Source organism: Cryomorpha ignava (assembly GCF_010686655.1).
In the GTDB taxonomy this organism is placed as follows: domain Bacteria; phylum Bacteroidota; class Bacteroidia; order Flavobacteriales_D; family Cryomorphaceae; genus Cryomorpha; species Cryomorpha ignava.
The window spans coordinates 1-24,472 of record NZ_JAAGVY010000042.1; the positions used below are offsets into that span (position 1 = coordinate 1).

The following is a 24,472-nucleotide window of genomic DNA, read 5'->3' on the forward strand; positions in this document are numbered from 1 at the left end:
GTAGAACCTATGGCCTGGCTTACTGCCGTGCTTGGCAAAATCGCCGATCATCCGGTCAACAAACTTTTTGAACTCTTCCCTGGGAATATAGACATACCAGAAAAGTTAACAAGCTTTGGTGAGTTGGAAAATCAGGCGGTGTAGTTGGTCGGGTGGATACCAATAGATGATGTACCGACATAAACAGGTGTATTAATATTTTGCGATGGTGATAAATACACTTGAGAATTGTTCATATTATATATTTCGAGAGCAATTTGTGCTGGGATTTGATCAACAACACTTATATATCTGATCTGCGTATTAATATTTCCACAAACGTCTTTCACACTGTATTGTATAGCAAATGACCCAGATGAATTTCCTAGATTTTTTCCAACACCATCAGTTAAACTTCTTAGATCAAAATTTAATATGGGTTCTCCGGTCTGCCAAGATCCATGATAGTTGACTTGACCTTTAACGGAAATTGGTAGACAAGAACTATTAATTGGGTAAATTGCAAATTTATATTCATATGGTATACCACCATTAAAATAATTAGCATTAAAGGCTATGGGATTATCCTGACAATATTCTTCTAGCCTTCTATCACAATTCAATGAAGGGATGTTACTATTAATAGTGAAATCAGATATGATTACGCTAGTATTATAATTTTCGCCATCGATTTGATCAGGTAAGGTATAAATATTTTGACATACATAGTTTGCCAATGTAAATTGAGAATCGAAAATTCCAGAAACTGTTGATATCGAAGAATTAGTTGTAGATATTCCAATCAATTTTCCGCCATTTGTTACTGGTGAAACCCCGTAAATTTTATTTTTACTGCCATATTCCAAAAACGTATTGGATAAATCATAAGGGCCAGTAGAGATTGTTGTAGTAGAATTGTTCAATGTTGAGATTTTTTTGATTCCTTGAGAACATGATACGAATAAGTTAGGGTTCAAAAGATTACTATCGAATTCTATTCCTTTAGGGTCTGAAATTGAAAACGATTTAATAGAGTTGGGTACATAAGTGCCATCACTTGGATCAATCTTTATAATGAAAACCTTATCGGTTCCTATAGAACACCATGCAAAATAATTAGTTCCCCAAGAAATTTCAGCTTCGGTTGAAGTGGCAAAATCGTCAAAATATTGTAAATTTAAAGTGTTATATGACGCTATTTCAACGCCAGTAGATATGCCTGATGAATTTATAATACTCTTATATATTCCTAACTCTTTTGCAGCAAGCAGAAATCTACTAGGGTTTGAAGCGGGGTTAAAGGTTTGCGATACTGCGAAAGCTGTATTATCAGATCCGCCTTGATTTGAAATAATAAAAGGTTTTATATACGGAAATGTAGAATCATAAGTTAGTACTGGTGATGTTCCTGTACAGTCAATTTTAATATACAACAATGGTGAAAAACCTCCTGGATTATCCATGCTGTAAATTATGTAGTATTTTTTACATTCATTTGGAATTGGAACTATTGCAATTTCACCACTAAGAATGTCATATACAGGTCCATTGGGATACGGCATGTAAATTGGAAGATTGTTAACGAATACACCTTGATCATCATATATACCATCGTCTTTCACATAAAATACTAAATTTCCATTCGGTTCGTATGCGCCATTTGCAACCGAAAATGAATTGGACTGATTTCCTGGTAAAGTTGTATGGGTTGGATTTAATAAACTCATATGATACTGATAAGGGGGGAGTGTCCAATAATCCATTTGTGCAAATGAAAAATTAGATAATAGAGTTAGGGACAAGATAATCAGTGATAGTCTCATATTTTTTTAGTTAAGGATTTGTAATTAATTGGCAATGTCAACAAAATTTTTTGAACCACAAATTTTTTTCTACCGGAATGCTGGATAGCTTATTTTCTAATTGAATTTAATAGAGTTTAGAATTTAATAGAGTTTTAAGGATGAATCGAGAGCCTAATAACTTGTTAATGTGGCAGTTATTCAACGAATTTTCTTTACATGATATTGCTGCTAACTATTCATTCATTTAAAAGTAAATCCACCATTAAAGATCGTGCATCAACTTCGCTACCACCTCACCCACTCCTTCCGTAGCGCTTTTTTGAATGTGATGCAAATGTCGAATGTCTGTATGACCAAAATCTCCCGGATCGATCAGAATTATTTCTGTACCCTTTTTAGCCGCGTAAATTAACCCTGCTGCGGGATAGACGTTTAAAGAGGTTCCGATAACCAATAAAATATCAGCTCTTTGAACTGTCTCCATAGCTCTGTCCATCTCTGGAACCATCTCGCCAAACCATACAATATGCGGGCGCAGCTGGTAACCTTCTGGACAAGTATCGCCAATTTTTAATCCGTCAAGAGGCATATCTTTAATAAATCTTTCATTCTTTTCGCTGCGACATTTACGCAATTCGCCATGCAAATGTATAACCTGCGATGAGCCTGCGCGCTCGTGCAAGTCATCTACATTTTGGGTAATAATTGTTGTAAAGTATTTATCTTCAAGTTTTACCAAATCGAGGTGAGCCTTATTTGGCTCTGCCGTTAATAGCTGCTTATGCCGCATATTATAAAAGTTAAGCACCAATTCCTTATCTCGATGCCAGGCCTCAGGGGTGGCTACATCTTCAACCCGGTGTTGCTCCCACAACCCATCATTGTCTCTAAAAGTTTGTATACCGCTCTCTGCACTCATACCCGCGCCTGAGAATACTACAATGCGTTTTTTTGCCATAATGTGAAAATACGAAATAATATATTTCTCTCTGTAGACTTATCGCTGAGTGCTTAAGTACGTATTGTTAAATAAATTAAAAGCTATACTTTTTGAGTTTTTTAATTAATTGATATACAATTTGTTAAGTGCTTTTCATGAATGCTTATTTTTAATATCATGCGACCCTGTAAGGTGTCGCATGTTTGTAGTATAATGAACTTCCAGCATGAACAGGCGACCCTGTAAGGCGTCGTACCAAAAATTTAGTACACTTTCTAAAGCGGTGTAGTGCGACGCCTTACAGGGTCGTTTAGCATTCCACACAGCCAATATTCTACAAACATTTGACCCTTACAACTGGAAGGCGTCCGTATGGACAGGGTCATGAATTTTGCCATTCCAACATGCTTTTGAAGATAGTTCAACAGATTTTTTTTTTATTCATTTCAACCTTCATCATCTATCCATTTAAATAAATACTCATCCTTAAACTTCATATCGTAGTTCTCCATAATGTGAAAATACGAAATTAGTATGTAAACCAAACCGAGTTCATTACATTTATGGCCGATTAGAAAAAAGTGCTTTCTAATTCTGTATTTAAGATGCTGATATTTAAATAACCAGAAGGAATTATACCCTTATATGATAGAATACATTGAAGGAGAACTTGTGCAGCGCACTCCTACTTTTGGAGTGATTGAAACAAGTGGAATAGGATATATTTTTCAAACCACACTTAATACTTTCGAGAGTTTAAACGGGAAAAAACGTGTTAAAATTTTCATACACACATCTATACGCGAAGATGCGCATGTATTGTTCGGCTTTTCTCATGAGCTTGAGCGCGCCATGTTTCGAAGTTTAATTTCTGTTTCGGGTATTGGGCCAGCTTCGGCGGTTGCAGCACTAAGTAGTTATAAACCAGCTGAATTGCAAACAGCCATACTTCATGGCGATGTAGCGAGTTTAAAGAAAATAAAAGGAATAGGAGCCAAATCGGCTGAAAGAATAATTGTAGATCTAAAAGATAAAATGGGCGGGGGAGACGCTAATTTTGATATTTTTGGCGCTCAAAGCAATACCTTAAGATCTGAAGCGTTAAGAGCCTTGCGCAATCTTGGCTTCGATCAGCGCAAAGCGCAGACAGTTGTCGATAAGGTGCTTGAATCGAACGATGAATCGATAAGTATTGAGAATTTAATTAAACAAAGTTTAAAGAGCTTATAGCTCTTAATTAGCAGGTTTTGGGTCTACATACTAAAAATATTTGGCAATTTTTTGCAATTGCTGCTCTAATCACATTTGTATGGACCGGCTATGCCACTATCCCAAATATTAATAGGTCTGTAGTAAATTTACCTGAATTTAAAGTAACTCCAAAAGCAGAGATTTTGGCGGTTGATTCTCCCGAAGTGGATCTGAAATATCCTATTGGAGATAATTTAAATCCTTTCGGAGGAAGTTCAGGGCGGATTAATCTTACCGACCCTAGCAATGTTGACAATGTAATAGAATACGATCCCGAAACGGGCAAATACTACTTTTATCAACGTATTGGTAGCGGGATAGATTACCGTAACCCCACCGTAATGACATTTGACGAGTACATGGCTTATGTAAATGGCAACTCGGTAAATGAATACTGGAAAGAAATAAGATCGGCAGATCAAATTGCGAGCGACGATGATGATGGTCCTGATCCTTTTCGCCCTAGCCTAGAAATAAACAATAAGGCATTTGACCGTATTTTTGGTGGAAACACCGTTGATATACGCCCGCAGGGAACAGCAGAGTTGACTTTTGGTGCGAACATCAATAAAAATGAAAACCCGCAAATCCCTGTAAACCAAAGAAGAATTACTACTTTTAATTTTGATCAGCGCATTCAGTTGAATGTAGTAGGGCAAATTGGCGATAAGCTAAAATTAAGTACCAACTATAATACTGAGGCGACGTTCGATTTTGAGAATCAAACTAAAATTGAATACACTGGCTACGAAGACGAAATAATTCAAAAGATTGAAGCCGGAAATGTGAGCATGCCACTCAACAATTCACTTATTTCTGGAAGTCAGAGCCTTTTTGGTTTTAAAACAGAATTGAAATTTGGAAGGTTAACTGCAACCACACTTTTCTCGCAGGAGCGTGGACAGAAAAAAGAAATAAACGTACAAGGCGGGGCACAGAAACAGGAGTTCATCATTGGTGTTGATAATTACGAGGCAAATCGCCACTATTTCTTAAGTGGATATTTTAGAGCTGCATACAATAATGCCTTAAAAAGTTTGCCCGTGGTAAACTCTGGGGTGCAGATTACCCGAATAGAAGTCTGGGCGGTAAACCAAACGGCCAATGTGCAGGACGCCAGAAATATTATCGGTTTTACAGATTTAGGTGAGGGTGAGCCTTTTCAAAACCCGGTATTACCGATTGAAATTGGCGATTTTCCGCTAAACAACTTTCCGGATAACGGACAAAACCAACTTTATAGTATTGTTTCTAATAATCAACAAATACGTGATTTTTCTCAATCTTCGGAGGCACTTGCCAATCTGGGGCTTGTAAATGGACGCGATTTTGAACGGCTATCAAATGCGCGTCAGTTGAGCCCGAATGAATACACCTTTAACCAAAGACTTGGGTTTATCTCGTTAAATCAGTCGCTTAACAATGCCGAAGTATTGGCCGTAGCTTACCAATATACCCTTAATGGACGTACGTATCAAGTAGGAAATTTATCAAACGACGGTTTTACAGCCCCCGATGCGCTCTTCCTGAAATTGCTTAAATCTACCGTAGTTGATATCAAGAGCCCATTGTGGGATTTGATGATGAAAAACGTTTACTCGCTGGGCGCTTATCAGGTTAATAGCAATGAGTTTTTATTGAATGTATGGTATAATGACCCTACGGAAGGGGTTGATGTACCCGTTATTCCAATTCCGGAAGTGCAGGATACTCCGCTTCTGCAGATTATGGAACTGGATAAACTAGATCAGAATTCAAACCCCCGGCCCGATGGGCGATTTGACTTTATAGATGGGGCTGCCACTACTGGAGGTACAATCAATGCCCAAAACGGCAGAATATACTTCCCTGTTATAGAGCCATTTGGTCAAAATCTTATTGATAAACTCTCAACAGCGGGGGTAAGTGAAGACCAAATTAATAATATTGCCTACCCCCAACTCTACGATTCTACAAAAATTGTTGCTCAGCAAAACTTCTTATATCTCAATAGATTTGAATTAAAAGGTAGTTATCAGTCAGCATCTTCTGATGAAATTTCGCTCAATGCTCTAAATATCCCGCAAGGAGCTGTGCAGGTTACTGCCGGGGGAGTTCAATTGGTAGAAAATCAAGACTTTACAGTTGATTATAATTTGGGTCGCGTTAAAATTTTGAATAGCGGACTTTTGGAGTCGCAGACACCGATTAAGATCAGTGTAGAAAGCAATACGCTATTTAGTATTCAGACGAGACGACTGATGGGAGCCCGCTTTGACTATAAGTTTAATGATAAGTTTACAGTGGGTTCTACTATTATGAACCTCAATGAAAGGCCACTTACCCAAAAGGTCAATATCGGCGACGAACCCATGAACAATACCTTGTGGGGGCTTGATGCTCACTTTCAGGACGACTCTCGATTTTTAACTGATTTTGTTGATGCTATTCCGCTTATCAACACCAAAGAAGTATCAAACGTTGATGCGTCTATTGAGTTTGCACAACTCATTCCCGGGCACAACAAGGCTGTCGGCAAATCTGGAACTGCCTATATTGACGATTTTGAAGGAACGATTTCGCAGATTGATTTGCGAAATTTCGCCTCTTGGGGGCTTGCGTCTATTCCTCAAAATCAGCCACAGATTTTTCCTGAAGCGGCGCTTAGCAATGATAGAACCCTTGGATACAACCGCGCGAATATGGCCTGGTATGTTATTGATCCGCTCTTTTTCAGAAATGACAACATTACTCCTGACAATATAAACCCTACGCGACATTATCAGCGTGAGGTAACAGAGGGTGAGGTATTTCCAGATAAAGATTTGCCTGCAGGTACTCCGGCAAATATTGCCACTTTCGATTTGTCATTCTACCCACAAGAGCGTGGACCGAATAATTACGATGCGGAAGCCACAGCATTGTCGGCCGGTATAAATCCGCAAACCGGAGATTTGCTCAATCCAGAATCGAGGTGGGGAGGATTGCAGCGCGCGATCAATACCACAGATTTTGAGCAGACCAATGTAGAGTTTATTCAGTTTTGGATCATGGATCCATACAATACCGACAACCGCGATTTTTTAGGTACCGCAGGAAACAGCAACGGAAAGTTACTTATTAATCTCGGAAATGTATCTGAAGACCTTTTGCGAGATGGTCAAATGAGCTTTGAAAATGGTTTGCCTCTCGATCCGAACAATCCGAACGGACTGCTGACCGATACAACCGCTTGGGCGCGCGTACCAATTACCCAGAGTATTGTAAATGCTTTTGATAATACTACCAATTCAAATGCAGCTCAAGATGTTGGCTTCGATGGATTTGACGATGCGGGCGAACGCGCTTATTTTGCAGAGTTTATCGATAGAATAAATGCACTACCCGGAGTTTCCAGTACTGTTGCAAGTAGAGCTAACGGCGACCCATCTTCAGACAATTATCAACATTTCCGCAGTGGAACTTATGATGATGAACAGGCCGACATTGTAGACCGCTACAGATTGTTTAATGGTTCTCAAGGGAACTCGATAACTACCCAAGACAGCGATCCTGGTTTTCCTCAACAAGCCACAACTTTGCCTACAACCGAAGATGTAAACCAGGATTTAACATTGGCGGAAGCCGAATCATACTACCAATACGAAGTAGATATGCCCGACCCGCAAGTTTCGCCGGGCGACTGGCAAGTGGGTAATAATTATATTACCGATGTGGTAGATGGAGTAGCACCCGATGGGCGTCTGGTAAAATGGTATCAGTTTAAAATTCCGGTACGCGAAGGAAAATCAATAAATAATATTCAGGATTTGCGCTCTATTCGTTTTATGCGATTGGTTACCAAAGGGTTTGAAACTCCGTTGGTTTTAAGGTTTGCGCGCTTGGAGCTTATTCGCGGAGAATGGAGAAGGTATGGCCAAACCCTGCGTGAAGGCGAGGTTGTACCCGGTCAACCAGGCGAAACCGAGTTTGATATTCTCGCCGTTAATATTGAGGAAAACAGTCAACGTACTCCGCTTAATTATGTAACTCCTCCTGGAATTTCGCGTGAAATTGACGCCGGTACTGCTAACCTTAGAAGCCTCAATGAGCAATCCCTTGTATTGCGTGTGCGCAATCTGGGCGATGGCGATGCGCGAGCCGCATTCAGAAGTCTAGACATAGATATGCGGATGTACGGAAATCTGGAGATGTTTATTCACGGCGAAACTATAAATGAAAACAACCCGATTGCGTTTGGAGATGTGTCGGTATTTGTGCGACTGGGTTCTGACTTTGATCAGAACTTTTACGAATATGAAATCCCGGTGAAACCTACTGGACTTAATTCGTCAAGCACACCTCAGAATATCTGGCCGGAAGAAAACAATATGAAGATTGAGTTTGAAAAGCTGCAAGCGGCGAAGAATTCTCGAAATCAATCAAACTTTCCGGATAATGAAATTTATGTTCAGTCTGATGGCGATCGCCGTATTCGCATAAAAGGTAATCCTGTTCTTAGCTCAGTACGCACGATCATGATTGGTGTGCGCAATCCCAATTCAAATGGCGACCCCACTTACGGAAATATCTGGTCGTCTGATGATGCCAAGTCAGAAAGTGCAGAGATTTGGGTAAATGAGCTTCGCCTCACCGACTTTAATAACGATGGTGGCTGGGCAGCTGTAGGGCGTATTAATACCAAGCTCGCCGATTTTGCCACCGTATCGCTGGCCGGAAATATAAGCACCCCAAACTTTGGGTCGCTCGGTAGCCGCGTGGCCGAAAGACCGCAGGAAACATCTATGGGCTACGATGCCAGCTCTAATGTTAACCTCGATAAATTCCTGCCTGAAGAATCGGGCGTTAAAATACCAATGTATATTGGTCAGGCAGAGCAAGTGGTAATTCCTAGATTCGATCCTTTATCGCCAGATCTTGAGCTCGACGAAGTGGACGAAGGACTTTCGCCTTCCGAGCAAAAAGAACTGCGTAAACGATCGCAAAGCTATGTGCGAAGGAGAAGTATCAACTTTACCAATGTCCGGAAAGACAGAGTGAATTCAGATAAAAAACCGAGAATTTACGACGTTGAAAACCTGAATGCCACATTTGCATACAGCGACCGGCACGCCTACGACTTCAATACGGCATTTGATAACCAAAGGCAGTTTAGGTTTGGATTGGGATATAATTTCAACGCCCAGCCAAAGAATTACAAACCTTTTGCTACAAGCAAATTCCTGCGATCATCTGATTATCTGGCTCTTGTACGTGACTTTAATTTTACCCTCGTTCCAAAAAACATCTCCTTCCGCTCAGATATTAATAGAACGTATAATGAGCAGCAGTTTAGAAATGTGAGCGAAGGCTTTGATTTTGAACAGCCTGTACTCTATACAAAAACCTTTAATTGGCTGCGCACTTACGATGTACAGCATGATCTTACTAGCTCTATCCGGCTGGGCTATAGTGCCAACAATCTGGCTTACATTGACGAATCCATCGGTAAAGTTGATAAGAGCGACCGCGATTCGTACAACGATTACCGAGATACGGTGTGGAATAGCATTAAAGATTTTGGAACAAACGTTACTTTCAATCAATCGGTATCGGCAAATTATAAAGTGCCGATTAATAAAATTCCTATTCTCGATTGGGTTTCTACAGACTTGCGCTATACCGGAAGCTACAATTGGCAGCGTGCTCCTTTTAGCCAAGACTCTTTGGGTAATACCATTCAGAATTCGCGTACGCTTTCGCTAAATGGACAACTAAATTTCCTTACTCTTTACAATAAAGTTGGATACTTTAAAAAGGTAAATCAAAAATTCCAGCGGCAGAGCAGAGGTACGGGACGATCGCTAACTACAAATTCTCGAACACCCCAAAAAGGCAAAGGCGAAGAGGAAAGTGAGGCTGAAAAGGAAAAGAAAGATGAAAATAAGATTACGGTTTTTGATTACGGAGCGAAACTCTTGATGAGTTTGAAAAATGTGAGCGTTGTGTATAGCCAAAATGAAGGAATTTTCTTACCGGGATATAATAGAAAATCAAATATTATTGGGATGGATCCCGGATTTAATGCACCGGGGATTGACTTTGTGCTTGGGCATCAAATCAGTGATTTTAACAAGCAGGCTGCCCTCAAAGACTGGCTTGTGAAAAATCAATACATCAATCAGCAATATCTTGAATCATATACCGAAGACTTTAATCTTAGGGTAAATCTGGAGCCAATTCCAAATCTGCGTGTAGAGTTTAATGCTATCAGGAGTAAATCGCTTTTTGATGGATCATTTTACAGATACAACAACGACTTGCAACAATATTTGGAAGAGAGCCAATTCCAGTCGGGAAGTTTCAGCATTTCAATGAACGCCTGGTCAACTGTTTGGGTGAACGATAGAAATGATAATAGCAACAAGACGTTTGAGAATTTTAAAGATAATAGAAGTGCCGTATCAAATCGATTGGCGCGAGAGACGGGTTATTCCGATCCGGTTGCCGTAGGGTTTGCCGATGGATTTGGCGAGAGCTCTCAGCAGGTCATAGTTCCGGCGTTTGTAGCAGCTTATACCAATTCCGATCCCAATAAGGTAGCATTGACTATAGATGATTACACCCTTTTGGATGCAATCAAAAATCCGAGCTGGACGGTGAATTATGACGGACTTTCTAAAATTCCGGCCATAGCCAAGATTTTTAGAAATGTAACCTTAGGTCATTCTTACAGAAGTACCTACAGCGTAAATAATTTTACGACCAATCTCAGCGCCGGATCAGATATAAGCGGTACTCCAACACGAGATAATTCTGAAGAGGCAAACTTTATAGCGATGAATCAGATTAATGCGATTACAATTTCAGAGCAACTAAGCCCACTTATTCGGATAGATATGACCTGGCAAAACTCGCTTATTACCAATTTTGAAATCAACAAGAACAGAACGCTGGCATTTAGTACTACAAACTTTCAGCTTACCGAAAACCGAAGCGACGAATATGTAATTGGTCTGGGGTATCGCTTTCCCGATGTTGAAATTAAAATTGGAGGAAAGTCACGCAAAAGCGATTTAAATGTCCGTGCCGATTTAAGCATTAGAGACACCGAAGTAATAATAAGAAGAATGGCAGAAGGAACCAATCAGATAACTTCTGGCCAGAACATTATTTCGATTAAAACAGCAATTGATTATGTGATATCTGACAGGCTGAATATTAGAGCGTTCTACGATCATCAGATCAATGAGCCAAAAATTTCTATCTCATTCCCTACCTCGAATATAAATACTGGTATATCTTTGCGCTTTACCTTAACACAATAAAATTTTAAGAAATGAATATTCCGAGCGATCTCAAATACACAAAAGACCACGAGTGGGTTAAAGTACAAGGTAATACTGCGACAATTGGCATTACAGATTTTGCCCAGAGCGAGCTAGGTGATATTGTATTTGTTGAAATAGAAACAACAGGCGAGGACCTTGATGCCGGAGAGGTATTTGGTACAATTGAAGCTGTAAAGACAGTTTCAGATCTCTTTATGCCTTTTAAAGGAAATGTAAAAGAGTTTAATTCAGAGTTGGAAGCAAGCCCCGAGATGGTAAATGAAGATCCTTACGGAAAGGGTTGGATGATCAAAATCGAGTTTGAAGGAGATTTAGACGATTCTGAATTGCTAGACGCAGAAGCGTATAAAGACCTTGTTGGATAAAAAGAAATCATTTTTACAATCATATTGGGGGGCTGCTCTTTGGGCAGCCTTCATTATGCTGCTATGTGGCCTACCCGGCCAGGACTTGCCGAATATTGATTTTTGGGAAATCGATATTGAAGACAAGATCGCTCATTTAGGCGTTTTTGGTATTCTCGGTTTTCTAATGGTTTATGGTTTTATTCGCAAAAATTCACAGAAAAACATTTCGCGAAAGCATATTCTTATCCTCATTCTTGCCGCCACGGCTTACGGTGCTCTCACTGAGATTTTACAGGGATTGCTCTTCCCATCACGCTTTGCAAGCCTTTCCGATTTTCTTGCCGATTCGCTTGGTGCAATTCTCGGCATAGTTATTGCAAAAAAGTTACTTGTAAAACAACGTTAAAAAAAGTGCTGCGCAGCTTCTTTTTTGACAACTAAACCAAATTGTCATGATTGAAAAGAAAAACCGGGACTACCGTCTCGAAAGATTCCGCGCGCCTTTATTTTTTCTAGGCTTATTATTCTCATCGGCTTTTGTCTTAACCGCTTTTGAGTGGAAGACTTATTCCGACATACCCACCATTGACAAATCAGATCGCGCCAACCGCGATTTACCTGATGAACCTATTTTTATTGCTGTACCGATGCAAAAACCGCTTCCGCCTCCGCCGGCACCAAAGCCCGTGATTGATGAATTGGTACTTATTGATGACGACAAAAAAATTGATTTGATTTTGGATATACCAAATTTTGAACCGGAAGATGAGCCTGTAATATCCGTCATATCAGCGAAAGCAGAAGTCGTAACTGAAGAAGTTATCGAATTGCCTTTTGTAGATGAATGGCCGTCATTTCCAGGAGGCGATACTGCACGAGTAAAATATTTGATGGCGAATGTAAACTATCCTGATAAAGCCAAGCATGTGGGAGTTCAAGGTACAGTGTGGGTGGAATTTATAATTGCAAAAGACGGGAGTATAGAGGACGCAGTAGTAATAAGAGGCGTTGGTGCCGGTCTTGATGAAGAAGCCCTGCGGGTTGTAAACGAAATGCCGAGGTGGACTCCCGGAAAACAAAGAGGACTTCCCGTGAAGGTGCGTTTTAGGTTGCCGATAAAATATACTTTGCTGTAGTGAGTTTTTAGTTTTTGGTGCTTTGTTTTTAGACTTGTACTTTAACGTGCTGAAACTCTAAAAGGATAATAGTTAGGTTTTTCAGTACTATATTTAAAAGTTAGAGGCACAGAGTACATTACGGAGCCCAGAATGAGACCAAACACTAAGAACTAAAAACCAAAAACAAGAATCAAATTAACATTTCGAGGCATAGTATTTGGTAACTTTGACTATCAAAATGAAGAGAATTACAAAAAACTACACCATTATTTAAAGAACTTTTATATTTTCGCCTAATACTGGTTATAAAACCAACACCATGGAATTAAAAAAGAGCATTAACGCAAATTTGGAGAAAAAGCGGATTCCGCTGATAATCATTGGAATACTGTTTTCTACAGCATTAGTTCTGGTAGCTTTTGAATGGAAAACTTACGAAACGGAGATAGCTTCGCTCGGTCAGCTTGACATTGATTTGATTGAAGAAGAGATTATTCCTATTTCACAACAACAACCGCCACCACCTCCACCACCACCAGCGCCCACTACAGTTATTGAAATTGTAGAAGATGAGAAAGAAATTGAAGAAGAGCTGGTAATTGAAGATATGGAAGTGGATGAAGATACCGAGATTGAATTTATTGAGGAAGCCACGGAAGAAGTTGCCGAAGAGCAGATTTTTACCATTGTTGAAGAAATGCCTTCATTTCCAGGTGGTGAGCCGGCAATGATGAAATATCTGGCCAATAATATTAAGTATCCCGCTATTGCCAAAGATGCCAACATACAGGGGACTGTTTATGTAACTTTTGTGGTAAACGAGAAAGGTGAAGTAAAAGACGTTAAGGTACTCCGCTCAATTGGCGGTGGAACAGACGAAGAAGCCATTCGCGTAGTTCAAAGCATGCCTAAATGGAAGCCCGGGAAACAAAGAGGTAAAGCAGTAAAGGTTCAGTACAACCTGCCAATCCGATTTACTTTACGATAAGCTAAGGCCTCACTAAAAATTTAAAAACCTTCTCATTTGAGAGGGTTTTTTTATGTCACGATTTTGATTGTGCTATATTTGACTTTATAAATGTTTTAAATGGAATTAAAATTACGGCATAAGCCAATAGATCAGGTAGGTATTGAGGAACGATGTGCACGGTTTAAGACACGCAGCATTAAAACCGATGCCAAGATGCAAGGTCTTAAAATGGCTCTCAGTATGATTGATTTAACCACTCTGGAAGGGAAAGACACTGCTGGGAAAGTGCGTCAGATGTGCTATAAGGCCATGCATCTGCATGATGAACTTCCGGGTTTACCAACGGTTGCAGCAGTATGTGTCTATCCCGAAATGGTGGCGAGTGCACGAAAATATCTGGGTTCATCAGGTGTGAAAATAGCATCGGTGGCGACCGCATTTCCATCCGGTCAAACAAATCTTGATATTAAGCTCGCAGATACAAAGCAGGCGATAGATGCAGGTGCTGATGAAATAGACATGGTAATTTCGCGCGGAAAATTTCTTCAGGGCGATTATAATTTCGTGTTTGATGAAATATCTTCCATTAAAGAAGCTTGCGGAAATAAGCGGCTCAAAGTAATTCTTGAGACCGGCGAATTGGGCGATCTGGAAAATGTAGCTCTCGCAAGCCGATTGGCAATTGATGCCGGCGCAGACTTTATCAAAACCAGTACCGGAAAAATTCAACCGGCAGCAACAATGGAGGTTACCCTCGTGATGCTTGAAGTAATACGCGATTATTATTTTGAAACCGGAAAAATGGTGGGCATGAAACCTGCTGGTGGAATTTCTAATTCCAAGCTGGCACTGCATTATCTCATTATGCTCAAAGAAACCCTCGGCGATGCCTGGCTCACCAATGAGTGGTTTAGATTTGGCGCAAGCTCGCTGGCAAATGACTTGCTAAAACAATTGGTTAAACAAACCACCGGAGTTTATCAATCTGGAAATTATTTTGCATTAGACTAATATGGCTAAGAAAAACGATACTAATACGTGGTCGCTTTCACCGGCGCCCGAGAGTACTTCTCATATTCGAATAGACAAAAAGTACGATTTGTTTATCGATGGGAAGTTTACCCCTCCGCAGAGTAAAAAATATTTTAAAACCATTAATCCCGCTACTGAAGAAGTATTGGCAGAAATTGCCGATGCCAACGAAAAAGATGTGGACAGAGCTGTAAAGGCTGCGCGAAAGGCGTACACCAATGTATGGTCAAAAATGGAACCCAAGGAACGTGCGAAATATATCTTTCGCATTGCCAGACTCTTGCAGGAGCGAGCAAGGGAGTTTGCGGTAATAGAATCAATGGATGGCGGTAAACCCATTCGCGAATCACGCGATTTTGATGTTCCAACTGCTGCGGCTCACTTCTTCTATCACGCCGGCTGGGCAGATAAGCTGGAATATGCTTTTCCGGCTAAAAAGCCGAAATCGATTGGAGTTGTTGGACAAATTATCCCTTGGAACTTTCCGCTTCTCATGGCCTCTTGGAAAATTGCTCCTGCACTCGCTGCCGGGAATACCGTTGTGCTCAAGCCCGCTGAAACCACTTCGCTTACGGCCTTAAAACTCGCTGAGCTTATCCGAGATTCTGGAATACCCGATGGTGTTGTGAACATTATAACCGGTGCCGGCGAAACCGGAAAAGCACTGGTAGAACATCCAGATATTGATAAAATAGCCTTTACCGGTTCTACAGCCGTTGGAAAAATGATTCAGCGCAGCCTCGCCGGAACGAATAAAAAACTAACCCTTGAGCTCGGTGGAAAAGCGGCAAACATCATTTTTGAAGATGCTGCCCTCGATCAGGCAGTAGAGGGAATTATCAATGGTATTTTCTTTAATCAGGGCCACGTATGTTGCGCCGGCTCACGCGTATTTGTGCAAGAAAGTGTAGTCGATGCTGTAACCCGGCGGCTTGAGCACCGCATGAACAGCCTTATAATTGGCGATCCCTTAGATAAAAACACAGACATTGGAGCCATAAATTCCAAAGGTCAACTCGAAACGGTAAATAAATACCTGGAGTTAGGACAAAAAGAAGGCTTTGAAATGTTCCAAGCCGGAAATGAACCACCTAAAAAAGGATTTTGGTGTAAGCCAACCCTTTTCAAAAATGTAGCCCAGAGCAGCATTATCAGTAAAGAAGAAATTTTTGGTCCCGTACTCGTAATGCAAACGTTTAGAACGATAGACGAAGTAATAGACAAGGCAAACAATACGCCTTATGGTCTTTCTGCCGGAGTGTGGACGGATAAAGGATCAAAGATTTTCAACCTCACATCGCGTTTAAAGGCCGGCGTGGTATGGGCAAACACTTTCAATAAATTTGATCCTACTTCACCTTTTGGCGGATATAAAGAATCCGGATTTGGCCGTGAAGGGGGAATTCAGGGATTATCTGCATATTTAAAATTTGACTGATGGCAACGAAAAAATCAAGTGAGAAAAAATCAGTACAATCAGCTGATCTTCCAATAAATAAAACATACAAGCTTTTTATCAACGGAGCTTTTCCTCGTACAGAAAGCGGTCGATATTTTCAGCTCGATGATGCTGACGGGAACTTTATGGCAAATATTTGCCTGAGTTCGCGAAAAGATTTCAGAAATTCTGTTGTGGCTGCACGTTCGGCCCAGCAAAGCTGGCAAGACAGAGCGGCGTTTAACAAATCGCAGATCGTTTATAGAATTGCTGAAATGCTCGATCAAAAAAGAGATCTTTTTGTAAATGAAATGATCCAAATGGGCTACAGCAAATCTGCTTCCGATAAGGAATTCACAGCCGCTGTAGATCTTGTGGTATACTATGCCGGCTGGTGCGATAAGTATATGCAGGTGTTTAGCAATGTAAATCCGGTTGCGAGTTCGCACTTCAATTTTTCAGTGCCCGAGCCTACGGGAATCGTTGCTACAATGGCGAGCGAAAAAACGGCATTAACCGGAATTATTCAGGCGATAATTCCACCAATCTGCGGTGGTAATACAGTGGTCGTGCTTTCAGCAGAAAAGTATCCGGCTACCGCTATAAGCTTTGCCGAAGTGCTTGCTACGTCTGATGTTCCGGCGGGAGTTGTGAATATCCTTACAGGAAAACGAGCAGAGCTCTATTCACATTTTGCTTCGCATATGGATGTAAACGCAGTTGTAATTTGGGATGCTGAAAAAGCAGATGCCAAAAATGTAGGCGCGCTCGCTGCTGATAGCGTTAAACGAACACATTTTTACGAAAGTAAAACACCTGTAGTGGGCAATCCCGATTTGATTATGAACCTGCAGGAGACCAAAACAACTTGGCATCCTATCCAAAATATTTCTGGCTCAAAATCAGGATATTAAAAACCCAAGCATGGCAGTACAAATCTTTATACCTTTGCAAAATTTAAATCAGGCTTAATGTCAAAGAAAGTTGCTTTAATAACCGGTGTTACCGGTCAGGATGGAGCTTATTTATCAGAGTTGCTCCTTAAGAAAGGATACGAAGTTCACGGAATTAAGCGACGAAGCTCGCTTTTTAATACCGATAGGATAGATCACCTCTACAAAGATCAGCACGAAAGTAATGTCAATTATTTTCTCCACTTCGGCGATCTCACTGATGCTACCAATATGATTCGGATTATTCAGGAGGTACAGCCAGATGAAATTTACAATTTGGCGGCTATGTCTCATGTTCATGTATCGTTTGAAATGCCGGAATATACGGCCAACGTTGATGCGATAGGCACGCTGCGAATTTTGGAGGCTGTGCGTATTTTGAAAATGGAAAAGAAGACCAGGATTTATCAGGCTTCTACCAGCGAACTGTACGGAAAAGTGCAGGAAACTCCGCAGTCAGAAACCACGCCTTTCTATCCGCGCAGCCCCTATGGAGTAGCTAAACTATACGCTTTTTGGATTACCAAAAACTACCGCGAGGCCTACGATCTTTTTGCCTGCAACGGTATTTTGTTTAACCATGAAAGCCCTCTTCGTGGAGAAACTTTTGTAACCCGAAAAATTACGCGTGGCGTAGCCCGCATAAAACTCGGATTGCAGAAAAATATCTTTATGGGTAATATTGACTCACAGCGCGACTGGGGTCATGCCCGCGATTATGTAGAAGGTATGTGGCGTATACTTCAGCAAGATGAGCCCGATGACTTTGTGCTTGCTACCGGAAAAACAAAAACGGTGCGTTACTTTATTGAGCGCGCTTTCGCGGAAGTTGATATTGAAATAGAATGGAAAGGAAAAGCTGAAGATGAGAAAGGAATTGACAAGAAAACTGGAAATGTACTCGTAGAAATTGATCCAAAATACTACCGCCCGACTGAAGTAGAGTTGCTGCTGGGAAATCCGGCTAAAGCCAAAGAAAAATTGGGCTGGGAACCAACCTGTACTGTAGATGAATTGATTTCTGAAATGGTAAAAGCAGATATGGATCTTTTTAAACGAGACAAGTATTTGCTAGACGGAGGTCATAAAATTATGAATTACAACGAATAGATAAACGTGGAAAAGAACGCTAAAATATACGTTGCCGGCCACCGAGGTATGGTGGGCAGTGCCATTTGTAGAAATCTCAAAAGCAAGGGTTTTGACATTATTATTACCCGCACCTCATCTGAATTAGACTTACGCAATCAGGCGGCTGTTGAAGAATTTTTTGCCACTGAAAAACCTGATTATGTTTTTCTCGCTGCCGCGAAAGTGGGTGGCATTCAAGCCAATAATGTTTATCGTGCCGATTTTCTTTACGACAACCTTATTATTGAAGCCAATATAATTCACAGCGCCTATAAAAACGAGGTGAAGAAATTGCTGTTTCTCGGTTCATCGTGTATCTATCCTAAAATGGCGACACAACCACTTGTTGAAGATGCCCTACTAACGGGATTACTGGAGCCGACAAATGAACCTTATGCCATTGCAAAAATTGCAGGAATAAAACTATGCGAGGCATACCGCGATCAGTATGATGCTAATTTTATTTCGGCGATGCCAACTAATTTGTACGGCCCAAACGACAATTACGATCTTCAAAATTCACACGTACTACCTGCTTTGATCAGGAAATTTCACGAAGCCAAAAAATCGGGAGCAGATAAAGTAGAAATCTGGGGAACGGGCAGCCCCCTACGTGAGTTTTTGCATGTGGACGATTTGGCTACCGCCTGTGTTTTTCTGATGGAAACTTATGACGGAAAGCAATTTGTAAATGTGGGTACCGGCGAAGATATTTCCATAAAAGACCTTGCCCTGCTCATTAAAGATATTGTTGGCTTTGAAGGTGAACTTACTTTTGATTCATCAAAACCCGATGGCACTCCTCGAAAATTAATGGATGTTTCGCGCATTCATTCCCTCGGCTGGAAGCACAAAATTAATTTGCGGGAAGGAATTCAATCAGTTTATAAATCCTATCGTGAGCATCTGGAAAAAACGGGCTCATAAGGTTCTGCTGAAAGCGTTTATCTCACTTTCAATGTTTTTGGTATGCACTGGATCTGCCACTGCTCAAAATTTTTTCTTGCCTGTTGACAATCTTTCGATTTTGAGAATGGAGCGTGGTGGAATACCCGCGCAAAAGGGAGTGCATTTTGGATACAAACCTGTATTTCAGCAGTTTGCCAATGTTTCGAAAATAGATGGTTTAGGCCCCGATACCACAACTTATTACTACAAGCTAACCGAAAAGATTTTTAGCCAGCATTTAATAGAGCTGCGCAAACCCGGATTGAAACTCGATGCTGACCTAATTTTTGACTTTGCCTACGGACAGGAGTTGATCTCATCTCAAGAAGAACAAAGCAATCTTTATACCAATACCCGTGGGTTTTCGGTTTCGGCGCAGATTGGTGAGCGCGTTTTTATTCATACCGATTTTCGCGAAAATCAAGCGCGGTTTTCAGATTACATCAATCGATTTGTAGATTCTCTTGAAGTTATTCCAGGCAGCGGAAGGGTAAAAGAATTTAAAGGTGATGCCTACGACTACAGCATGGCCAATGGATATGTTGGAGTAAAAGCAGCCGATTGGCTCTCGTTTAATTTCGGGCATGGAAAGCAGTTCGTAGGCCACGGCTACAGGTCCATACTCTTGTCAGACAATGCGTTTAATTATCCGTATGCGGGATACATTTTGAGTTTTGGTGAAGGAAAATTCCAATATAGATACACCCTTGGTTTAATGCAAAACCTGGCGCGTTTGCCCGCAGGAGATACACCCGAGTCTATTTTTAAGCGTAAGTATTCAAACCAAAATTATCTGAGTTATAAGCCAATCAAAAATCTGGAAATCGGTCTTTTTGAATCCATTATTTGGAAAAATTACGACGACACCACAGGTACCGAGCCGTTTAATGTAAATGCGCTAAATCCCATACCACTTTTAAATTCAGCGATATTTGGTTTAAATGACGCTAAAGCAAATGCACTCGTTGGATTTAATATGGCATGGCAGCCTTTTAATGTGCTGCGGCTTTATGGGCAGTTAATGCTCGATGATTTAGATACCGAGCGATACGGATATCAGTTTGGAGCGAAATATTACAAGCTTTTCAACCGAGTTGATCTTCTTGCAGAATACAACTCGGTAGAGCCCGGATCGTACGCCTCGTCTAATGCTTTGCAGGGATATACAAATCACAATCAGCCGCTTGCACATCCTTTGGGTGCCGGTTTTAATGAGGTGTTAGGTGAGGTAACCTATTACCACAAGCGCATTTTGATCTCTGCCAAATATAGCTATTCGCAATATGCAGATTCTTTGCGCGATCTCCTTGTTTCAGATTTAACCGAACTGGCTTATACGAAGCAGAATGTTTCTTTTCAGGATGTAACGGCTGCTTATGTTTTTAATCCACGCACCAATTTTCAGGTTTATGCCCGCTTTACCAATCGAATTGAAAGGGGAGAAAATTATAGTTTTCACGACCAATTTTGGTATATTGGATTGCGAACTAATTTGCGAAATGTTTATACAGATTTCTGATATTTGACCAAACCTTAAGAAGTGAAAGAAATTATACTCGGTTTTATTACGTCATTTTTTGTGGTGTTGCTCGCTACGCCATCGCTTATCAAGGTTGCTAAGATGAAACGGCTTGTAGATGAGCCTACCGAAGACCGGAAGCATCACGTGTCGAGCGTTCCTACTATTGGTGGGATTATTATTTTTGCAGCAAGCATTTTTGCCTATGCCCTTTGGTTTCCGTGGGATAATATGGGCTACTATGGCAGCCCAGAATTGTTTTCAGAGTCGGTAAAGGAATTTAAATTCTTGATTGCGGCAGCCATTCTCATTTTCTTTATCGGTGTTAAAGATGACATTATTGGGGTGGCACCGGTTAAGAAACTCGTGGGGCATATCATGGTTGGTTTTATTTTAGTTATGATGGCCGATTTTCGAATTACTAGTCTACACGGCGTATTCGGTGTAGAAGAATTGCCTTATTACGGAAGTGTAATGCTTTCTATTTTTACTTACGTTGTGGTTGTAAATGCTTTTAATCTTATAGATGGAAGCGACGGACTCGCCGCAGGCATTGGTTTTATTTCGTCCTGCTTCTTTGGCGTCTGGTTTTACACTTCTTATCAGTTTGAGCTCAGCCTGCTCGCCTTTGTGCTTGCCGGGTCGCTTGGAGCTTTTTTGATTTTCAATTTTAGCCCCGCGCGTATTTTTATGGGCGACTCTGGATCTCTGTTTATTGGTGCTTTTACATTTGCAATGGCGCTAAAATGCATTGAAACAGATACATCGGTGCTGCCCACATTGGTAAAAGGTATATCGGCACCGATTTTTACAATGGCTGTGCTGGCCTACCCACTTATTGATACGCTCCGGGTTTTTGCGCTGCGCCTTAGTCGCGGTTTATCGCCGTTTGCAGCAGATAGAAATCACATACACCACAGCCTTATCGACAAAGGGTTTTCTCATGCCCAAACCGCTTTGGTGCTTTACGCAATAAGTATTATTCTTCCACTTTTGTCCTTGCTTTTCACCAATCAGAATCCCACAATTGCATTTTTTGGAATGTTTGTCGTGAGTGTGGCGGTAGTGCATGTGGTCTTTTTATTCCGAATTCAAAAACCCCGCAACTTTGCTTCTTCGGCTGAATAATCTTTTTTGGCTTTTTGCTGCTTTGGTTTTTAGCAATCAACTTTCGGCGCAAGCCGGGCATTACTGGTCGCAACAGTTTTTAAACCAGGAGATTGAGCGTGCACTCGCCGCCGATAAGGATATTGATTTCATGTCGGTAAAGCCTTATGCTATCAAAGATATTAGAGATGTGCTCAGGGTGCGCAACGACTCATCATTCATTTTTCCGGAAGTTGGCGAAGGGTTTTGGGATGTGCCCTTACGGGGAAAGTGGAGAGTAGACGTAACGCCCGTTCTCGATTTTCAACTCGGCTACAGCAATAAGGCCAATGGGGTTTTTACAACGGCGCCCGGCCTTGCCGCAAATGTGCGGTTTGGTGAAAAATGGAGTTTTTATGGCGATGTATTCGCGGGAGGTGAAAGACAGGCTCAATACGTTGGCGCTTTTACAGACAGCTCTGGTGTATTGCCTTCCTGGGGAAAAAATAAGGCTACCGATGGAAATCCGTCATTCTTTAAGCCAACAGCTCGTCTTAGCTTTTCGCCTTCAGATTATTTTCAGTTTGAATTGGGCTACGGCACTAACTTTATCGGCCAGGGTCAGCGATCGCTTTTCTTGAGCGATGTGGCTTTTAACTATCCGTATTTAAAAATCACTACAGATGTATGGCATTTCAAATACGTCAATATCTTTTCGGCGTTAAAAGGCACCAATCCGGCGCGAGCGAACCCTACCAGCTTTGACCCAAAGTATACAACCACCCATTATTTGTCCTGGGCAGTATCGCCCCGATTTAATATCGGTCTTTTCGAAACCATCGTTTGGCAGGGTCAAGATACGTTGTCAGATCGTGGTTTTGATCCCAATTATTTAAATCCAATCATTTTTTACCGCCCGGTTGAATACTCAATTGGTTCTCCCGATAATGCCTTGATCGGAATGGACTTGTCTTTCAAAGCAAATAAGAAGTTAATCTTTTACAGCCAGCTTTTATTCGATGAGTTTTTGCTCAGCGCCTTTCGCGATCGCACTGGTTGGTGGGCTAATAAATGGGGAGTTCAGCTGGGGTTCAAGTCATTTGATTTTGCCAAAGTGCCGGGGCTTTATTTTCAGGGCGAATTTAATGTTGCGCGGCCATTCACCTATTCGCATGGCAGTGTGCTTCAAAATTTCGGACATTACAATCAGCCTCTTGCGCACCAGCTGGGCACCAATTTTTATGAGGGAATGCTTACCAGCTATTATGAAAAAGGAAACTGGTACAGCGAAGCGTTTTTAATGTATGCCGAGTACGGTCGCGATTCAGACAGCCTGAATATGGGTGGTGATATTTTTAAGAGTTACGTGAATCCCGCTATGCAGTACGACAACAAAATTGCACAGGGAATAAAGACGAACCTCTATTATCAAAAGTTGAGCGTGGGCTATATCTTAAACCGAAATTTAAACCTTCGTGCTGCAGTAAATTATATCTGGCGTCGTGAAGATACCCAAGGAATGAAAGTGAATAATGAGCATATTTTTGGTGTTCAACTTTCTTCGCAGCTTTATAATTCTTATCGGGCGTTTTAAGTTTTCTTGAGCGCCGTCGCTCCGCGCCTCGCGAGGAATAAATAGCGAGATTATCGAATAATCTCGCTATTCCTCTTGGCTGACCCTAAAGTCATTATTTTTTATGACTGAACTAATAGAATTTATATCTTTGTACCCAAAATTTTCTTGATTAAATGTTAGTGAATTCTGTAGAGACGACGCTTCTTAGTTCAGTAAAATCGAAGGTTGCTGATTATGCTGCATTTACCAAAGCGCGTTTAACGATTCTTGTAGTTATCTCATCGGTAATAGGGTATGCCATTGGTGCTGCTTATTTCTCATGGATGGAAGTTTTGTGGCTTTCTATGGGTGGCTATATGCTTACCGGTGCATCAAACGGGTTTAATCAGGTCATTGAAAAAGACGTTGATTCCCTGATGAAGCGCACCGAAAAGCGTCCGATTCCTACAGGAAATATGTCTGTAGTTGAGGCACTCATCGTCGCTACTGTTCTGGCAATAGCCGGTTTAATCATTTTATTCTTCGCATTTAATTCTCTTGCAGCCGTTTTGGGAGCGCTCGCGCTCTTTAGTTATGTGCTTATATACACACCCATGAAGAAGCATACGCCTTGGGCCGTGTTTGCCGGAGCGTTTCCGGGAGCCATCCCGCCAATGCTCGGATATGTAGCTGCAACAGGGGTGTTTGATTTATACGCCGGACTTCTTTTTGCCGTACAATTTATGTGGCAGTTTCCGCATTTCTGGGCTATTGCCTGGGTGGCAGATTCTGACTATAAAAAAGCGGGTTACAGACTCCTTCCTTCAAAGGGTGGAAAGAATATGCAAAGTGCATTTTTGACTTTGCTCTACACTTTATTTCTTATTCCGGTAGCGCTTTTGCCTTGGGCATTCGATTTAATTGGCACTACAGCGGCATGGTCGGCAGCCATTGCGGGTTTGCTTTTTGCTATTCCAGCCTTTAAACTTTATTTCAATAGAACAGACAAGGCTGCGAAGGTGGTTATGTTTGCCTCCTTTTTTTATCTACCTGTAGTTCAGGTAGTTTATTTGCTTGATAAAATATAAAT

General features: G+C 41.2%; 17 protein-coding genes. 15 read left to right on the forward strand and 2 right to left on the reverse strand.

Translation table 11 applies throughout. The annotated features are described in order from the left end of the window. Positions 1–131 precede the first annotated feature (131 nt). Both G3O08_RS16670 and G3O08_RS16675 read right to left on the reverse strand, forming a co-directional pair. Positions 132–1,802: a hypothetical protein gene (locus G3O08_RS16670; RefSeq protein WP_163286595.1), complete on the reverse strand. Its 1,671-nt coding sequence runs from the start codon at positions 1,800–1,802 to the stop codon at positions 132–134. 244 nt (positions 1,803–2,046) lie between these two features. Continuing rightward, positions 2,047–2,742 (reverse strand): SIR2 family NAD-dependent protein deacylase, encoded by a 696-nt coding sequence (locus tag G3O08_RS16675; protein WP_163286596.1) that lies wholly within the window; start codon positions 2,740–2,742, stop codon positions 2,047–2,049. A gap of 627 nt (positions 2,743–3,369) precedes the next feature. On the opposite strand from G3O08_RS16675, the gene ruvA reads away from it, so the two are divergent. The 15 genes from ruvA to cyoE all read left to right on the forward strand — a co-directional run bounded on the left by ruvA (position 3,370) and on the right by cyoE (position 24,470). Further along, entirely contained in the window at positions 3,370–3,954 is a 585-nt protein-coding gene (gene ruvA, locus G3O08_RS16680) for a Holliday junction branch migration protein RuvA (RefSeq protein WP_163286597.1), read from the forward strand. A 17-nt stretch (positions 3,955–3,971) separates the two neighbouring features. Next, positions 3,972–11,261, forward strand: a complete 7,290-nt coding sequence (gene sov, locus G3O08_RS16685) for a T9SS outer membrane translocon Sov/SprA (RefSeq protein WP_163286598.1) — start codon at positions 3,972–3,974, stop codon at positions 11,259–11,261. Between the two features lie 11 nt (positions 11,262–11,272). Next, the gene (gcvH, locus tag G3O08_RS16690) at positions 11,273–11,650 is read left to right on the forward strand and encodes a glycine cleavage system protein GcvH (protein WP_163286599.1); all 378 of its coding nucleotides are present in this window, start codon (positions 11,273–11,275) and stop codon (positions 11,648–11,650) included. Then, positions 11,643–12,038 (forward strand): VanZ family protein, encoded by a 396-nt coding sequence (locus G3O08_RS16695; protein WP_163286600.1) that lies wholly within the window; start codon positions 11,643–11,645, stop codon positions 12,036–12,038. The genes gcvH and G3O08_RS16695 overlap by 8 nt, the downstream gene beginning before the upstream one ends. Positions 12,039–12,084: 46 nt before the next feature. Then, a complete protein-coding gene (locus tag G3O08_RS16700; protein ID WP_163286601.1) occupies positions 12,085–12,768 on the forward strand; it encodes an energy transducer TonB in 684 nt (227 codons plus the stop codon). A gap of 301 nt (positions 12,769–13,069) precedes the next feature. Beyond that, the gene (locus tag G3O08_RS16705; RefSeq protein WP_163286602.1) at positions 13,070–13,738 is read left to right on the forward strand and encodes an energy transducer TonB; all 669 of its coding nucleotides are present in this window, start codon (positions 13,070–13,072) and stop codon (positions 13,736–13,738) included. A gap of 99 nt (positions 13,739–13,837) precedes the next feature. After that, positions 13,838–14,731, forward strand: coding sequence for a deoxyribose-phosphate aldolase (deoC, locus tag G3O08_RS16710; protein ID WP_163286603.1), 894 nt, complete (start codon positions 13,838–13,840; stop codon positions 14,729–14,731). A gap of 1 nt (position 14,732) precedes the next feature. After that, positions 14,733–16,190 (forward strand): aldehyde dehydrogenase family protein, encoded by a 1,458-nt coding sequence (locus G3O08_RS16715; RefSeq protein WP_163286604.1) that lies wholly within the window; start codon positions 14,733–14,735, stop codon positions 16,188–16,190. Further along, a complete protein-coding gene (locus G3O08_RS16720) occupies positions 16,190–17,104 on the forward strand; it encodes an aldehyde dehydrogenase family protein (RefSeq protein WP_163286605.1) in 915 nt (304 codons plus the stop codon). Before G3O08_RS16715 ends, G3O08_RS16720 begins: the two co-directional genes overlap by 1 nt. A 57-nt stretch (positions 17,105–17,161) precedes the next feature. Further along, a complete protein-coding gene (gene gmd, locus G3O08_RS16725) occupies positions 17,162–18,253 on the forward strand; it encodes a GDP-mannose 4,6-dehydratase (protein WP_163286606.1) in 1,092 nt (363 codons plus the stop codon). Between the two features lie 6 nt (positions 18,254–18,259). Then, a complete protein-coding gene (gene fcl / locus G3O08_RS16730) occupies positions 18,260–19,201 on the forward strand; it encodes a GDP-L-fucose synthase (RefSeq protein WP_163286607.1) in 942 nt (313 codons plus the stop codon). After that, a complete protein-coding gene (locus tag G3O08_RS16735) occupies positions 19,173–20,741 on the forward strand; it encodes a capsule assembly Wzi family protein (protein WP_163286608.1) in 1,569 nt (522 codons plus the stop codon). Before fcl ends, G3O08_RS16735 begins: the two co-directional genes overlap by 29 nt. Positions 20,742–20,762: 21 nt before the next feature. After that, the gene (locus tag G3O08_RS16740; RefSeq protein WP_163286609.1) at positions 20,763–21,869 is read left to right on the forward strand and encodes a glycosyltransferase family 4 protein; all 1,107 of its coding nucleotides are present in this window, start codon (positions 20,763–20,765) and stop codon (positions 21,867–21,869) included. Continuing rightward, positions 21,850–23,421 carry a hypothetical protein gene (locus G3O08_RS16745; protein WP_163286610.1) on the forward strand — a complete coding sequence of 524 codons (1,572 nt, stop codon included), beginning with the start codon at positions 21,850–21,852 and terminating at the stop codon, positions 23,419–23,421. The genes G3O08_RS16740 and G3O08_RS16745 overlap by 20 nt, the downstream gene beginning before the upstream one ends. Positions 23,422–23,576: 155 nt before the next feature. After that, a complete protein-coding gene (gene cyoE / locus G3O08_RS16750) occupies positions 23,577–24,470 on the forward strand; it encodes a heme o synthase (protein WP_163286611.1) in 894 nt (297 codons plus the stop codon). Positions 24,471–24,472 lie beyond the last annotated feature (2 nt).

Coding starts and splice junctions, on each gene's coding strand:
- ruvA (WP_163286597.1), top strand. CDS start 3,370: ATGATAGAATACATTGAAGGAGAACTTGTGCAGCGCACTCCTACTTTT.
- G3O08_RS16705 (WP_163286602.1), top strand. CDS start 13,070: ATGGAATTAAAAAAGAGCATTAACGCAAATTTGGAGAAAAAGCGGATT.
- G3O08_RS16675 (WP_163286596.1), bottom strand. CDS start 2,742: ATGGCAAAAAAACGCATTGTAGTATTCTCAGGCGCGGGTATGAGTGCA.
- deoC (WP_163286603.1), top strand. CDS start 13,838: ATGGAATTAAAATTACGGCATAAGCCAATAGATCAGGTAGGTATTGAG.
- G3O08_RS16720 (WP_163286605.1), top strand. CDS start 16,190: ATGGCAACGAAAAAATCAAGTGAGAAAAAATCAGTACAATCAGCTGAT.
- G3O08_RS16715 (WP_163286604.1), top strand. CDS start 14,733: ATGGCTAAGAAAAACGATACTAATACGTGGTCGCTTTCACCGGCGCCC.
- gmd (WP_163286606.1), top strand. CDS start 17,162: ATGTCAAAGAAAGTTGCTTTAATAACCGGTGTTACCGGTCAGGATGGA.
- G3O08_RS16700 (WP_163286601.1), top strand. CDS start 12,085: ATGATTGAAAAGAAAAACCGGGACTACCGTCTCGAAAGATTCCGCGCG.
- gcvH (WP_163286599.1), top strand. CDS start 11,273: ATGAATATTCCGAGCGATCTCAAATACACAAAAGACCACGAGTGGGTT.
- G3O08_RS16670 (WP_163286595.1), bottom strand. CDS start 1,802: ATGAGACTATCACTGATTATCTTGTCCCTAACTCTATTATCTAATTTT.
- cyoE (WP_163286611.1), top strand. CDS start 23,577: ATGTTAGTGAATTCTGTAGAGACGACGCTTCTTAGTTCAGTAAAATCG.